This window comes from Oxalicibacterium flavum (genome assembly GCF_014635065.1).
Lineage (GTDB): Bacteria > Pseudomonadota > Gammaproteobacteria > Burkholderiales > Burkholderiaceae_D > Oxalicibacterium > Oxalicibacterium flavum.
In genome coordinates this window covers 724,523-737,318 of sequence record NZ_BMCG01000001.1, presented here as the reverse complement: position 1 = coordinate 737,318, position 12,796 = coordinate 724,523, and the positions used below count along the sequence as shown (strand labels likewise).

General features: G+C 62.3%; 12 protein-coding genes. 7 read left to right on the top strand and 5 right to left on the bottom strand.

Annotated features, from left to right (window positions below):
- Positions 1–129: 129 nt before the first annotated feature.
- On the bottom strand, positions 130–2,139 hold the full coding sequence (locus tag IEV38_RS03450; protein WP_188394742.1) for a TonB-dependent receptor plug domain-containing protein: 2,010 nt from the start codon (positions 2,137–2,139) through the stop codon (positions 130–132).
- A gap of 400 nt (positions 2,140–2,539) precedes the next feature.
- Here IEV38_RS03450 and IEV38_RS03445 point away from each other — a divergent pair, with 400 nt between their 5' ends.
- The 5 genes from IEV38_RS03445 to IEV38_RS03425 all read left to right on the top strand — a co-directional run bounded on the left by IEV38_RS03445 (position 2,540) and on the right by IEV38_RS03425 (position 8,089).
- A complete protein-coding gene (locus IEV38_RS03445; RefSeq protein ID WP_188394741.1) occupies positions 2,540–3,952 on the top strand; it encodes an L-lactate MFS transporter in 1,413 nt (470 codons plus the stop codon).
- Between the two features lie 18 nt (positions 3,953–3,970).
- A complete protein-coding gene (locus IEV38_RS03440) occupies positions 3,971–4,120 on the top strand; it encodes an MFS transporter small subunit (protein ID WP_229728527.1) in 150 nt (49 codons plus the stop codon).
- 103 nt (positions 4,121–4,223) lie between these two features.
- Positions 4,224–5,606 (top strand): sigma-54-dependent transcriptional regulator, encoded by a 1,383-nt coding sequence (locus tag IEV38_RS03435; RefSeq protein ID WP_188394740.1) that lies wholly within the window; start codon positions 4,224–4,226, stop codon positions 5,604–5,606.
- Between the two features lie 12 nt (positions 5,607–5,618).
- A complete protein-coding gene (locus tag IEV38_RS03430; protein ID WP_188394739.1) occupies positions 5,619–7,664 on the top strand; it encodes a sensor histidine kinase in 2,046 nt (681 codons plus the stop codon).
- A 218-nt stretch (positions 7,665–7,882) separates the two neighbouring features.
- Entirely contained in the window at positions 7,883–8,089 is a 207-nt protein-coding gene (locus IEV38_RS03425; protein ID WP_188394738.1) for a hypothetical protein, read from the top strand.
- A gap of 210 nt (positions 8,090–8,299) precedes the next feature.
- Here the strand turns inward: IEV38_RS03425 and IEV38_RS03420 are convergent, their stop codons facing one another.
- The 4 genes from IEV38_RS03420 to IEV38_RS03405 all read right to left on the bottom strand — a co-directional run bounded on the left by IEV38_RS03420 (position 8,300) and on the right by IEV38_RS03405 (position 10,648).
- The gene (locus IEV38_RS03420) at positions 8,300–9,046 is read right to left on the bottom strand and encodes a penicillin-binding protein activator LpoB (protein WP_229728587.1); all 747 of its coding nucleotides are present in this window, start codon (positions 9,044–9,046) and stop codon (positions 8,300–8,302) included.
- A gap of 133 nt (positions 9,047–9,179) precedes the next feature.
- Positions 9,180–9,764: a tetratricopeptide repeat protein gene (locus IEV38_RS03415; protein WP_188394736.1), complete on the bottom strand. Its 585-nt coding sequence runs from the start codon at positions 9,762–9,764 to the stop codon at positions 9,180–9,182.
- A 209-nt stretch (positions 9,765–9,973) separates the two neighbouring features.
- Positions 9,974–10,465, bottom strand: coding sequence for an MgtC/SapB family protein (locus IEV38_RS03410; RefSeq protein ID WP_188394813.1), 492 nt, complete (start codon positions 10,463–10,465; stop codon positions 9,974–9,976).
- A 21-nt stretch (positions 10,466–10,486) separates the two neighbouring features.
- Positions 10,487–10,648 carry a hypothetical protein gene (locus tag IEV38_RS03405; protein ID WP_188394735.1) on the bottom strand — a complete coding sequence of 54 codons (162 nt, stop codon included), beginning with the start codon at positions 10,646–10,648 and terminating at the stop codon, positions 10,487–10,489.
- Between the two features lie 207 nt (positions 10,649–10,855).
- Between IEV38_RS03405 and IEV38_RS03400 the strand changes: the two genes are divergently transcribed.
- Both IEV38_RS03400 and IEV38_RS03395 read left to right on the top strand, forming a co-directional pair.
- Positions 10,856–11,857, top strand: a complete 1,002-nt coding sequence (locus tag IEV38_RS03400; protein ID WP_188394734.1) for an LLM class flavin-dependent oxidoreductase — start codon at positions 10,856–10,858, stop codon at positions 11,855–11,857.
- Positions 11,858–11,890: 33 nt separating this feature from the next.
- Positions 11,891–12,772, top strand: a complete 882-nt coding sequence (locus IEV38_RS03395) for an acyl-CoA thioesterase (RefSeq protein WP_188394733.1) — start codon at positions 11,891–11,893, stop codon at positions 12,770–12,772.
- Positions 12,773–12,796 lie beyond the last annotated feature (24 nt).

The window sequence follows — 12,796 nt, the reverse complement described above, 5'->3', positions numbered from 1 at the left end:
ACGACCTTGCGGGTCGTCGTCTCCGCCGCTGCGGCATGCAGCGCGCATAACGCCAGTGCTGCTGCGGAGAGAAAGGAAACAAGCCGTCGATGAAGAGAATGCGGTGCGCGAATCATGAAGCGTTCCTGCCTAGAAGCGGTAGTTCAGGTTGGCGAAGAAGTTGCGGCCTTCTTCATAATAGCCTTCGGTATAGGCGTAATTGCGGTCAAACAGATTGTTGACGCCGGCTTCCAGCGTCACATCTTTCTGCAGCGTGTAGCTGAGTTTTGCGTTGACCAGCGTGTAGGCGCCCGCGATGCGCGTGCCGCTGTCGTTGGTGTAACGCTTGGAGTTGTATTCCGCATTGCCGATGACGTTCAGGCTCGGCGTGGCTGCCCATCTGGCGTAGGTGAACAGCTTGTGCGCGGGCACATCGGTCAGGAATTTCGAATCGGACTTGTTCTTCCGGTCGAGATAGGTGTAGTTGCCGCCGAGTTCCAGCGTATTGGTAACGGCTGCAGTGACGCCAAGCTCGATGCCCTTGCTCGAGACCTTGCCCACGTTCTGCATCTGGGTGCAGAGATTTCCCTTGTCGCAAACCGTTCCCGGCACTTCATTCGATTGCATCATGTCGGTGATGTCGCTGTAGAAGATCGCGGCATCGACACGAACTTTCGGGTTCAGTTTTTCGGAGAAGCCCAACTGATAGTTGACGGCACGCTCGACGTTGAGATCGGGATTGGGAATCGCCGTTCCCAGCCCGCCGGAGTAGCGTTGCTTGATGGTTGGGAAGCGCGATTTGCGGGCGATGGTGAAATACGCGTTGCCGGTTTCCGACGTGTGATAGATCAACCCGGCCTGCGGATTGAATGCGGACGAATCCTTCACCGGGAAGTCGTACAGGCCGCGGGTCTTGTCGTACTTCTGAGCGCCTTTTTCCTTGCGCTTGTCGTAGCTGGCGCCCACGATCAGGTCGAGCTTTTCCGTCAGGCGATGGGTGTCCTCGATGCTGATGGACGTCGTACGGTCTTCGGAGCGCTGCTCCGGTTCACCCAGGTTGTGTTCCTTGTGAACGTCTTCTTTCAGATGCAGGGCGACTTTCAGCGTATTCGCGTCCGACAGTTTGGTGCCGTATTCCACGCTACCGCCATAGGTATGGTCGTCGTAGAAGCTGTGAAATGCATAGCCTTTGGTTACGGTCGAATAGGTCGCATCGTCGAAGGAGCTCAGGCGATTCTTGAACTTGTCGTAGTAGGCGCGGACCTTGAGATAGGAGACATCTCCAATGGCCGTGTTGGAAATGAAGTAGAGACTTTCCTTGTCCCATGCCGGCCATTGCCAGTAGCGGGCGGTGACATTCTCTGTGCCTGCATAAGGAGCGCTGCCTTTCTCGCCTTTCTGGTTGATGTAATTGATCGAGTATTCATCGGTCGCGTTGGGCGTCAGGCCGACCTTGATATTGATCTTCTTGTCCGTGTTGTAGGTATTGCGACGTTCCCTGTCCGGTTGATCGGGTACGGGAATGAAATCGCGCGACAGGGTGTAGCTGTCGCGGTCCAGATACGACAGGCCAAGCTGCGCATACCACATGCCCTGGTTGGTGCCGAGATTGACGTGGGTGCTGGTGCCATTGCCGTCGAACTTGTCGTTGCTGCGCACGCCGACGCCGACGTTGCCTTCGAAGGCCTTGACCGGACGTCGCGTCACCAGATTGATGGCGCCGCCAATGGTGTTGGAGCCGTACAGTACCGAACTGAAGCCCTTGGCGACTTCGATCGATGCGAGGTCGTAGGTCGTGAAGCGCGCCAGATCGACGTTGCCGTCATAGGGAATGTAGACGGGAATGCCGTCGATGAAGACCGGCACCTGCCGGCTGTCGAAGCCGCGCACATAGACCATGCGTTCGTTGCGCTGTCCGCCGCCAGTGGTGGTGATGCCGGACATCAGATTGAGCGCATCGACCACGGTTTCGCGGTTGAAGTCGTCGAGGTCCTCGCGCGTGACCTTGGTGCCGCCGGTGGCAGGCACGGCGTTGTTGCTGCCGGCAACCTGGATTTCTCCCAGCGTGAAGACGTTGGATTCCGACTCGGCGGCATGGACGGCACCGAATGCCAGCATCAGCGATGCGGCAATGGCGGTGCGGGACAGCGTGTTCTTCATTTCACTCCCTTTTCTCTGTTGCGGTGTTGACCTCGATCGCTATATCCAAAAGGCAATAGCGATTGGCGAAAAGGCGAGAGTATAAGCGTTATATATTTGAACTACATAGCGAAATTGTGGGCGTGTGTGGTTTCCGCGCTACCGGCTGCGGTTCCCTTCTTCCGGGTGGCGGGACATTTTGTCCGTCGTTCGCGTCAATTTGTCCCGCCGCTGCTGAATATCTGAAATAGAAAATCCATATATATCAAGCATTTAACCGTTTTGTCATAACTGGCACATCGATTGCGTTAAAGACCCCACCGGCAATCGGGCCGGCTCAATTCGATAACGACGATGCAGCCATGCATCGCTTTAAAACGTCATGACGCAAGACGTCGTGAACCGACTTCAGGAGATATCCATGTTCGGCTTCCTAGCGAAAGAAAACAGCGTCGCTCGCCCCGGCTTCAACCGCTGGATGGTGCCGCCGTCGGCGCTGGCGGTGCATCTGTGCATCGGCCAGGCCTATGCCTTCAGTGTGTTCAACGGTCCCTTGTCCAAGGTCATCGGCGTCGACAGCCCGGCGCCCGATGACTGGAAGCTCACCACGCTGGGCTGGATCTTCAGCATCGCGATCTTCTTCCTCGGCCTGTCGGCCGCTTTCGGCGGTAAGTGGCTGGAAAAGGTCGGCCCGCGCCTGACCATGTTCGTCGCCGCCTGCTGTTTCGGCGGCGGTTTCCTCGTCGCCGCGCTCGGCGTGCATCTGCACCAGATCTGGCTGGTCTATCTGGGCTATGGCGTGCTGAGCGGCATTGGTCTCGGTCTTGGCTATGTCTCGCCGGTCTCGACCCTGATCAAGTGGTTTCCGGACCGTCGCGGTCTGGCCACCGGTCTGGCCATCATGGGTTTCGGCGGCGGTGCGATGATCGGCGCACCGCTGGCCGTCTTTTTGATGGACCACTTCAAGTCGGCCACCTCGGTCGGCGTGATCGAAACCTTCGTCATCATGGGCGTCATCTATTTCATCTCGATGATGATCGGTGCCTTCAGCATCCGCATTCCGGCCGCCGACTGGAAGCCGGAAGGCTGGACGCCGCCGGCCGTGCAGAACAAGCTGATCACCAAGGCCAACGTGCACATCGACCAGGCCATGAAGACGCCGCAGTTCTATCTGCTGTGGATCGTGCTGTGTCTGAACGTGACCGCCGGCATCGGCGTGCTGAGTCAGGCGTCGCTGATGATCCAGGAAACCTTCAAGGGCGCGGTGACGCCGGCTGCTGCCGCCGGCTTCGTCGGCCTGCTGAGCCTGTTCAACATGGGCGGCCGCCTGTTCTGGTCGTCGGCCTCGGACTACATCGGCCGCAAGATGACCTACTTCATCTTCTTCGTGGTCGGCGCCGCCCTGTATGCCGCCGTGCCCTACATGGGACACATCGGCAGCATCGGTCTGTTCGTCGCCTTCTATGCGCTGGTCATCAGCATGTACGGCGGTGGCTTCTCGACCCTGCCGGCCTACCTGGCCGACCTGTTCGGCACCAAGTACGTCGGCGGCATTCACGGTCGTGTGCTGACGGCCTGGGCCACGGCCGGCGTGCTGGGTCCGGTGCTGGTCAACTACATCCGCGAATACCAGATCGGCCAGGGCGTGCCGGCCGGCGACGCCTACACCGTGACGATGTACATCATGGCCGGCTTGCTGCTGATCGGCTTCCTGTGCAATCTGGCGATCCGTCCGGTCAACGCCAAACATTACATGCAGGAAGATGCCGTCAAGCCGGCTGCGCCTTCCCCATCCGTATCCGTCGGCGGCATGCAGCCCGCCGGCGCCCGCTGATCAACCAAGGAGACACACATGAATACCACCACCATGCAACATGACGCCCAGGAAACCGTATCGCGCACTCCCGCATTCGCAGTCGTGCTGTTCTGGCTGTTCGTCGGCGTGCCGCTGTCGTGGGGCGTCTGGTCCACCTTGCAAAAGGCGATGGCACTGTTCTCCTGACAGGTAGTCACCTGTCGCAAAAAGAGGGGCATATGCCCCTCTTTCTTTTGTGCGAACATGACAGTCCAGCGACTTCCATGATGCGTATCCGCGTTCCCGCGCCATGAACATGCCCACCCCTTCTCCGCCCGAGCGGGACGAACCCTATACCGAGGCATTCGGCGGCTGGCAGGCGCGCTCCATCCTGATCGTCGATGACGAGCCGGGAATACGGAGCTTCCTGCACAAGACCCTGAGCGTGCGCTGCGGCCATGTCGATCTGGCCGGTTCGGTCGAGGAAGCAATCCTGCTGCTGGGTCAGCGGCCCTACGACCTGATCATTCTCGACAACGCGCTGCCCGGCAAGTACGGTGTCGATTGGCTGCAGGAACTGCGCGACAGCGGTTTTCACAACGACGTGATCCTGATGACGGCCTTTGCTGATCTCGACACCGCGATCCGCGCGTTGCGTGCCGGCGCCTCGGACTTTCTGCTCAAGCCGTTCCGCGTCAACCAGATCCTGACCGCCATCGGCCGCTGCTTCGACCGCGCCCATCTGCGCCGCGAGAATTTCGTGCTGCGTCGCGAGCGTGAAACACATGGCGACACCGGCATCGACGGCATGGTCGGCGACTCCGCCGCGCTGCAGCCGATCCGCCAGGCCATCACGCGCCTGGCGGCAGTGCCGACCACGGTGCTGATCACCGGCGAATCCGGCACCGGCAAGGAGATCGCGGCGCGCGCCATGCACACGCTGAGCAACCGTTCGCACAACCACTTCGTGCCGATCAACTGCGGCGCGGTGGCGCCCGACATCATCGAGAGCGAACTGTTCGGTCATGTCAAAGGCGCCTTCAGCGGTGCCGCTTCGTCGCGCGAAGGACTGTTCTTCTACGCGCAGGGCGGCACCCTGTTCCTCGACGAGATCGGCGAACTGCCGCCAACCATGCAGGTCAAGCTGCTGCGCGTGCTCGAGGAAAGGCGCATCCGTCCGGTCGGCGCCGAACGCGAGATTCCGGTCGACGTGCGCGTGATCGCCGCCACCAATCGCAACCTCGAGGAAGCGATTGCCGACGGCAGCTTCCGCGCCGATCTCTACTATCGCCTCAACGTGGTGGAACTCAAGATGCCGCCGCTGCGCGACCGCCGCGAGGACATCCCGGCGCTGGTCGCGAGCTTCGTGCGCCAGCTCGCGCCGCAACTCGGCGTCGCGCCGCAGCAGCCGGACGCGGCACTGCTGGCCTCGATGCAGGCCTACGGCTGGCCCGGCAACGTGCGCGAACTGCGTAACCTGGTCGAGCGCTGGCTGATCCTCGGCAGCATTCCCGCCATGCAGGACACCAGCGCGCAGACGGGCGAAGACGGCGACATCTCGCTCGAAGCCGTCGAGAAACGCCACATCCTCAAGGTGCTTGCCGAGAGCGACAACAACAAGAGCGAAGCGGCGCGCCGGCTTGGCGTGTCGCGCAAGACCCTGGAGCGCAAGTGCGCGGAATGGGGCGTGTGACGGTGCATGGTCATGTCGGCTGATCACGTTCCTGCGTGGCAGGCGTGGCGCGCATGGCGCCCGCTGCGCAATGCCTCGGTGCGCACCAAGCTGCTGCTGGTGGCGCTGGTGCCCTTTCTCACCGTGCTGCCGATCCTGTTCTTTCTGATCTTCTACTGGGGCCTGGCCTACTACGACCGCCTGCTGACGTTCAAGGTCAGCAGCGACCTTGCGGTGGCGCACGAATACTTCAATCACGTGCAGGAGCGTGTGGGTTCGGACGTCGCCAGCCTCGGCGACGCGCATGCGCTGGTCGTCACCATCGACGGCGGCGATCGGCAAAGCCTGCAGCAACTGCTGCAGCGCAAGCAGGCAGAACTGAATCTCGACTTTCTGAACCTGCTGGACGCGCGCGGGACGGTGCAGGCCAGCTCGCATCCGGGCGAAGGCGGCATGCTCGCCGATCACGCATTCTGGCCGGTGGTGGCGTCTGCCCTGCAGGGGCGCGCGCAGACCGACATCGACCTGTACTCGGGCATCCAGCTCAAGGCCATCGACCACAGCCTCGCACAGCGCGCGCACATCGAACTGGTCCCGACCGACAATGCCGAGCCGACGACCAAGACCGTCATCGACAGCGGCATGGTGATCCATTCCGCCACGCCGGTGCGCGATGCCAATGGTCGTCTGCTCGGCGTGCTCGAAGGCGGCGTGCTGCTGAACCAGAATCTCGGCTTCGTCGATACCATGAACAGTCTCGTCTATGCGCCGGGTTCGCTGCCGGCCGGCAGCGACGGCACCGCCACGCTGTTCATCGACGACATGCGCATCGCCACCAACGTGCGTCTGTTCGGCGAGCAGCGCGCGCTCGGCACGCGCGCCTCACAGATCGTGCGCAACCACGTGCTCGGCGAAGGCCGCACCTGGCTGGACCGCGCCTTCGTCGTGCACGACTGGTACATCTCGGCCTACGAACCGATTGCCGACAGCTTCGGCGAGCGCATCGGCATGCTCTACGTCGGCTATCTGGAAGCGCCGTTCCGCGCCGCGCGCCAGGCCGTGATCCTGTTGCTGGCGGCGCTGTTCGGCGGCATCTGCATCGTCGGCGTGTTCTTCTCGCTGCGCGTGGCACGCGGCATCTATCTGCCGCTGGCCGGCATGAACCGCACCATGACGGCAGTGCAGCAGGGCGACCTGCATGCGCGCACCGGCAGCGCCGTGCTGGGCGACGAGATCGGCAAGCTGTCGCTGCACCTGGATGAACTGCTCGACACCATCGCCGCGCAGAATGCCGAGCTCAAGGCGTGGGGCGACCAGCTCGACCGCAAGGTCATGGAGCGCACCGCGGAACTCGAGAGGGCTAACGCCCTGCTGCAGCAGACGCAGAAGCAGCTGGTACTGGCCGAGAAGCTCGCGTCCATCGGCGAGATCACAGCCGGTGTCGCGCACGAGATCAACAACCCGATCGCGGTCCTGCAAGGCAATCTCGACGTGCTGCGCGACGCACTCGGCGCGCATGCGGCGCCGGTGGCCGGCGAACTGCAGCTGATGGATCAGCAGATCTACCGCATCAATACCATCGTCTCCAAGCTGCTGCAGTTTGCCAGTCCCGAAGACTTCGCCGGCTATGTGGATACCATCCATGTCGATGACGTGGTCGCCGATTCGCTGGTGCTGGTGCGCCATCTTCTCAACCAGAACGGCATTGCCGTGACGCATGACAAGGGTGCCGGCAATCCGATCCCGTTCAACGCCGGCGAACTGCAGCAGGTACTCATCAATCTCTTCACCAACGCGATCCATGCGATGAAGGACGGCGGCAGGCTGACCATCCGCACCGCCGACTGGAACGAGGACGGCAAGAGCGGCATCACCATCGCCGTACGCGACACTGGTGCCGGCATCCGCAAGGAAGACCAGGCGCGCATCTTCGACGCCTTCTTCACCACCAAGCGCCAGCAGGGCACGGGCCTGGGTCTGTCGATCAGCTACACGCTGGTGGCGCGCTACGGCGGCACCATCACGGTTGCCAGCGAGCCGGGCAAGGGCACCGAATTCACCGTGCGCCTGCTGGCCTGAACATGGCCGCAGCGAGCCGGATGGGGCACTCGGCTTGCAAATCATGCAAAACCAGGGCTTTTGTCGCCATTGCACGCTATAATTTTCGGTTGAAAAGTTTGTGATTACCGGTTTGCTGCCGATCTGTTCATTGACGGCAGCGCGACAATGTTCCCTAGAAGAGGGCTGGTCCGATCGGAAATCCGACATCCCGTCATCGTGAAAAGGAAGAGGAAGCAATGAGTGCACAATACTGGAAAGACCGCTGGATCGCGGCTCTGGTACAAAGCGGCGTCGAGCAAAGCGCTGCCGAAGCGGCGTACGCCATGACCTACAAGACCGAACCTGCCGATTACTCCAAGAGCCCGGAAATCCAGGCATTCATGCATTCGCCACTGGTGCAGAACAGCGCGCCGGCGAGCACGCAGCAGCGCGCTGCACACTAAGCAAGTGCTTCTGTCGGCAACAGCCGGCCAGGAGAATCAGATAAACCCGCTGCGGCGGGTTTTCTTTTGCCCGGTCAAAACGGGCGTATTGCACCGGGTGGTTGCGACATTCGCTCGCGCCGCTTTGCAAGAATTCGCGATCGAGGCGAGGAAATAAAAAGGGCGCCTCTCGAAGGACGCGCCCTGTCGTTACTGCAGACGGCGAGGTCGTTACTTGCCGACCTTGAGCTTGCCGCCGCGGCCCAGGCCGCCTTCCACTTCCTGCGCCTTGTAGTTGCGCAGTGCAACGACCATCTGGTTGTAGGAATCGACAAACGCCGCGACCGTCGCCTTGCCTTCCGGCGTGCGCGAGAAGCCGCCCAGGCTGCCGGCGGCGCCACCGCCGAACGCGCCAAGCGCAGCACCGTAATTGGTTGCCGTGGCATTGCCTTCCGAAATGGCGATCTGTACCGACGAACGGATGTCATACAGCGTCAGCGTCACGACGGAGACCTTGGATTCCAGCGAGCCGGCGAGCCTGCCCACGTTCGAGCCGATCAGTCCACCCAGTGCGCCAGCCACTTTGCCGGTCGAGTCGTTGTCGATGATGATGGCCGGCTCCAGGAAGTAGTCGGCGGCGACGCGCTGACCTTTCTGCTGTTTGGAGCCTGCGCGGAATTCACCCGAATTGCGCTGCTTGTCGGTGATGGCGGAAATGCGGGCATCGGTGCGATTGTTGCCGATCGCGGTGATGACGAAGCAGTTCGATTGCTGCACGGCCAGGCGCAGCAGCGGTTCGATGCTGGTCACCTTGGTAGCGGCGCCAAAGCTGGCAAACCATTCCTTGTTGCGGCCATCGTCAACGGCGATCGTGCCCAGCGGCTTGGCGCAGCGTTCCAGATTGTCGCTCGCATTGGCGCTGGTGCCGCCGGCTGCCGCACCCGAGGCTGCGGTTGGCGAAGAGCCGGTGCTCAGCATTCCTCCCAGACCGGAACCGCCGGTCGCGACGCAACCCGAGAGAACGAAAGGCAGCAGTGCTGCGGTGGCAAACGTTTTTTTGATGAACATGCTTGGTCCTTATTATTGAATGACAGAAGGGAAACCCTGGCGGTTAGCGGAAATACCACGCGGTATCGCGCCAATAGCCGCGATAGACGTATCCGTTTGCCCAGTACCCGTACCAGTACAGGCGATGTGCATTGACCCAGCGCCGGTATTCGATCTCATCTTTCTTGGCCTGTTGAGCCTGCTTGAGAAGCTTCGCGGCTTCCGCGTTGCCTCGACTGGCAGCCAGCGAAAGCCAGGTTTCCGCTTCGGCCGGGTCCGAGCCCATTTCTTCGAGCCCCATGAGATAGAAGCGCCCGACCGCCAGTTGCGCCTCGACGTCGCCGCGTTCGGCGGCATGCCGCATCCAGTTCAGCGCTTCGTAAGAATTCTTGGTGATGCCGTCGCCGCGGAAATAGCGCAGGCCGAGGTCGAAGGCTGCGCGCGGGTCGTTCTCGGCAAGCGCCGTCAGCTTGGCGATTTTTTCCGCTTCGGCGGGACTGATGGAATCTTCGGGAACGAAGGTGGAGGAATTGCGAGGCCGATCGCTGCATCCCTGTTCATCACAGATGCGGACGGTTTCGCTTCGCTGATTGGGCGACGCGCACGCACTCAGCGCTGCCGCTGCAAGAAGACAGGCAATCCATTTCATATACGCTCTTGAACGCACGGATATGCGCTCAAGCCTCCCTGAAAATTTCGAAAATCGACGATTGTTTTTTAACTGATAGTAATTTTCGTTTGTGACTATACCCCAAATTGTTAAGAGGTCGTCAACTTAATCGTCACAAAAAGAGCGGCGAGAATGCGTTCGCCCCGGTAGTCGGGGGGTACGTAGGAAGGAGATGGCGGTTGCCTGGTTCAAGCCTTGTGCGGCTTGTTTCTGGCCTCGACCCGCCGCAGCACGGCAAGGATGAAGAGCGCGAACACGGTGCTGAGAATGGCCGTCGATTCGCGCCCCATGCCGGCGGCGATGCCGATGGCGGCCGTCATCCAGATGCTGGCGGCAGTGGTCAGCCCCTTGATTTCCTGTTCCTGGTTGAGCTTGATGATGGCACCGGCGCCGAGGAAGCCGATGCCGGCGATCACGCCCTGCAGCACGCGGCTCAGATCGGCCGGCTGGATGCCGGCTTCCAGCGGCACCAGCACGAACAGCGCCGAGCCCAGCGCCACCAGCATGTGGGTGCGCAAGCCCGCCGAGCGGCCGCGCGACTCGCGTTCGTAGCCGAGCAGCCCGCCGAGAATCACCGCCACCAGCAGGCGGATGCAGACACGCGTGACTTGCGTGACGTCGTTGATATCGGAGAATTCTTCGCGCAGCGTCTGCAGTACCGCCATCCACCAGGTTTCCATCGTCATCGTCGGACTTTCCGATCAGCGTGACCGCGATGGCGCCGGCATCTCGGTGCGTGGCAAGGGCGGCGCGGCGCGATCCTGCTCCAGCTTGGGTGCGGGCGGGGCTTGTGGCGGTTTCTCGCACGCCGTCAGAACGGTGGCGACCAGCAGCGGGGCCAGCAGCAGACGTAGCACAGACATGGCGAGCCTCATTGTGAAATGGCGTGCTGTCATTGTAGTAATCGCCCTTGTCCATGAACAGTGCTGTAACCCACATAAGATGATGGCGCCGTCACATTGCCGCGCGGCAGCGGCCCGGCGCCGGAACGAATCGGCGATTCACGCTATTCTGTGGTTCCTGCCGATGCGTTCCTTGCGCCGGCAGTTGCAGAAGGATGCCGTTCCATCATGAAACCCTTGAAAGACATTCCCCTTTCCGTGCTCGATCTGTCGCCGATTCTGGTCGGCGGCGACGCGGCCGATGCGCTGCATCGCTCGCTGGATCTGGCGCGGCACGTCGAACAGCTCGGCTACCACCGCTTCTGGCTGGCCGAGCATCACAGCATGCCGGGCATTGCCAGCGCGGCGACGGCGGTGGTGATCGGATACGTCGCCGGCGGCACCTCGACGATCCGCGTCGGCGCGGGCGGCATCATGCTGCCCAATCATCCGCCCATGGTGGTGGCCGAGCAGTTCGGCACGCTGGAATCGCTCTATCCGGGCCGCATCGATCTCGGCCTTGGGCGCGCGCCCGGCTCCAACCAGGCCACTGCCCGCGCGCTGCGGCGCGAGATCAGCGACGACGGCAGCGAATTCCCGCGCCAGCTGAACGAACTGCGCGCCTTCTTCCAGCCGAGTGCCGCGCATGCGCAGGTACGCGCGGTGCCAGGTGAAGGACTGAACGTGCCGATCTGGCTGCTCGGCTCCAGCGGCTACAGCGCGCAACTGGCCGGCCACCTGGGTCTGCCGTTCGCGTTCGCCGGCCAGTTCGCACCCGACTACATGCTGACCGCGCTGCAGCTGTACCGCCACACCTTCACGCCGTCGGCCGTGCTCGACAAGCCGTATGCGATGGTCGGCGTCAACGTGTTCGCGGCCGACAGCGAAGACGAGGCGCAGCGGCTTGCAACCTCGCAGCAGCAGATGCACCTGAGCCTGGTGCGCGGTACGCCGGGCAAGCTGCCGCCGCCGATCGACACCATGGACAACCACTGGCTGCCGCACGAGCAGATCTCGGTCGAATCCATGCTGCGCGCCTCCATCATCGGCGACCGCGACATCGTCGCCGAACGCCTGCAGGATTTCCTCGACACCACGCAGGCCGACGAGATCATCATCCACAGCATGGTGCACGACCACGCCGCGCGTCGCCGTTCCTACGAGATCGTGGCCGACGTCTGGCGCGGTTGACCTGCAACCTGCCTCTTTCGTCACGGAGTTTCCATGTCCGACCCGACCCTCTTCAACACGCAGGAAGTGCTGGACCTGCTGGCGCTGGAACAGGTCGCATCCGACCGTTTCATCGGCCAGAGTCATTTCATGGGCAGCCCAAATGTGTTCGGCGGTCAGGCGCTGGGCCAGGCGCTGTACGCCGCCGGCCTGACAGTGCCCGAGCGCCGCCCGCATTCGCTGCACGCGCTGTTCATCCTGCCGGGCAATCACCAGCTGCCGATCGAATACGAGGTCGAACGCGTGCGCGACGGCGGCTCCTTCAGCACGCGGCGCGTGGTCGCCACGCAGGAAGGGCGGCGCATGTTCGTCATGTCCGCCTCGTTCCAGACCGTCGAGGACGGGCTGTCGCACCAGAAACCGATGCCGCCGCACCGCGATCCGGACACGCTGCCGTCCTCGCTCGCGCAATGGCGCGAACGCGGCGTGGCCGACGGCCGGCCGTTTCATCCGACACCCGTCGATTTCCGCATCGACCGCGAATCGGTGGCTGCCGTCGCCGAGGGCAATGCCGCCTTGAAGCAGGTCTGGACGCGCGCGCCGGGCCCGCTGCCGGACGACCCGCTGCTGCACGAAAGCCTGTTCGCCTACACCTCGGACTACGGTCTGCTGTGGACCGCGCTGCAGCCGCACGAGGTGCGCATCAGCGATCCGCGCCTGCAGATCGCCAGCCTCGACCACACGATCTGGTTCCACCGCCCATTCCGCATGGACGAATGGCTGCTGTTTTCGATGGAAAGCCCGAATGCCTCGGGCGGACGCGGCCTGTGCTTCGCACATATCTACAATCAGCGGGGCGAACTGGTTGCGACGGTCACGCAGGAAGGGCTGATCCGTCTGCGGGAAAGAAAAAAAGACAACATTCCCACGGCTTGATAAGCGGCGCTTATCAAGCGATTC

What these genes read in the sequence shown, in the direction of transcription:
- IEV38_RS03450 (WP_188394742.1), bottom strand. Translation starts at nt 2,139, where the DNA reads ATGAAGAACACGCTGTCCCGCACCGCCATTGCCGCATCGCTGATGCTG.
- IEV38_RS03445 (WP_188394741.1), top strand. Translation starts at nt 2,540, where the DNA reads ATGTTCGGCTTCCTAGCGAAAGAAAACAGCGTCGCTCGCCCCGGCTTC.
- IEV38_RS03440 (WP_229728527.1), top strand. Translation starts at nt 3,971, where the DNA reads ATGAATACCACCACCATGCAACATGACGCCCAGGAAACCGTATCGCGC.
- IEV38_RS03435 (WP_188394740.1), top strand. Translation starts at nt 4,224, where the DNA reads ATGAACATGCCCACCCCTTCTCCGCCCGAGCGGGACGAACCCTATACC.
- IEV38_RS03430 (WP_188394739.1), top strand. Translation starts at nt 5,619, where the DNA reads ATGTCGGCTGATCACGTTCCTGCGTGGCAGGCGTGGCGCGCATGGCGC.
- IEV38_RS03425 (WP_188394738.1), top strand. Translation starts at nt 7,883, where the DNA reads ATGAGTGCACAATACTGGAAAGACCGCTGGATCGCGGCTCTGGTACAA.
- IEV38_RS03420 (WP_229728587.1), bottom strand. Translation starts at nt 9,046, where the DNA reads ATGCTGAGCACCGGCTCTTCGCCAACCGCAGCCTCGGGTGCGGCAGCC.
- IEV38_RS03415 (WP_188394736.1), bottom strand. Translation starts at nt 9,764, where the DNA reads ATGAAATGGATTGCCTGTCTTCTTGCAGCGGCAGCGCTGAGTGCGTGC.
- IEV38_RS03410 (WP_188394813.1), bottom strand. Translation starts at nt 10,465, where the DNA reads ATGGAAACCTGGTGGATGGCGGTACTGCAGACGCTGCGCGAAGAATTC.
- IEV38_RS03405 (WP_188394735.1), bottom strand. Translation starts at nt 10,648, where the DNA reads ATGTCTGTGCTACGTCTGCTGCTGGCCCCGCTGCTGGTCGCCACCGTT.
- IEV38_RS03400 (WP_188394734.1), top strand. Translation starts at nt 10,856, where the DNA reads ATGAAACCCTTGAAAGACATTCCCCTTTCCGTGCTCGATCTGTCGCCG.
- IEV38_RS03395 (WP_188394733.1), top strand. Translation starts at nt 11,891, where the DNA reads ATGTCCGACCCGACCCTCTTCAACACGCAGGAAGTGCTGGACCTGCTG.